General features: G+C 55.7%; 1 pseudogene. It reads left to right on the top strand.

The annotated features are described in order from the left end of the window. A pseudogene (locus ABHC48_RS20510) lies at positions 1-937 on the top strand (relaxase); the annotation flags it as partial. Positions 938-1,153: the final 216 nt, after the last annotated feature.

Here is a 1,153-nt window from a genome sequence, read left to right as displayed (position 1 = left end):
GCCGACCAAGCCCACCAAGTTTGAAACGGACAAGGCGAAGCTGCGCCGGACGATACGGCAGGCACTTTCCCAAGCTGCCAGCTTTGACGAGTTTTCTTCCCTTTTGCTGCAGGAGGGTGTGACCGTCAAGGAGAGCCGGGGGCGGCTTTCCTACCTCACGCCGGACAGGACGAAGCCTATCACAGCCCGGAAGCTGGGGGACGATTTTGACAAGGCTGCTGTCCTTGCCCTGCTTACACAGAACGCCCACAGAGCCGCCGAACAGACCAAAGCCATACCGGAATACCCACACACCCAAAAGGGACGCTTGCAGGAGGAAAAAGCCGCAAAAACCACCCCGGCAGACAACATCTTGCAGCGCATGGTTGACCGGGAAGCCAAGCGAGCCGAGGGCAAGGGCGTGGGTTATGACCGCTGGGCGGCAAAGCACAACCTAAAGCAGATGGCGGCTACCGTTACTGCCTACCAGCAGTACGGCTTTTCTTCCCCGGAGGAACTGGACGAAGCCTGTTCTGCCGCCTATGCCGCCATGCAGGAAAGCCTTGCAGAGCTGAAGCAGGTGGAAAAGACGCTGAACGGGAAAAAGGAGCTGCAACGACAGGTGCTTGCCTATTCCAAGACCCGCCCTGTCCGGGACGGGCTGAAACAGCAGAAAAACGCCAAAGCAAAAGCAGCCTACCGTCAGAAGTACGAAAGCGACTTTATCATAGCAGACGCAGCCGCCCGCTATTTCAGGGAGAACGGCATTTCCAAGCTGCCGAGCCATAAAGCCCTGCAAGCAGAGATTGAAACCCTTATCCAAGAGAAAAACAGCGGCTACAACGATTACCGGGCAAAACGGGAGGAATACCGCCGCTTACAGACTGTCAAGGGCAATATCGACCAGATTTTACACCGGGAGCGCAAGCCTGTGAAAAGGCAGGAACAGGAACGATAAAAACCGCCCCAAAATGTACCCGAACCTATACAGAACAAGGGGGCTGCCCCGTACCCTATCCGCAAATACCAAAGGATTTTTTAACGGGCTTATAGGGCAGAAAAACCCCGAAAATGATACCGAGATGATACAGAATTACCGCCGATACCGCCACACCAGCGGAAACGGCAGAAAGGAGCGCACCCATGCCAAGAATGAGCAAGAAACGGCGGCTGG

Source organism: Ruminococcus sp. 1001136sp1 (assembly GCF_039841815.1).
Lineage (GTDB): Bacteria > Bacillota > Clostridia > Lachnospirales > Lachnospiraceae > Blautia_A > Blautia_A faecis.
Note: the sequence above shows the minus strand (reverse complement) of the source record. Positions and strands in the feature narration are given on the sequence as shown.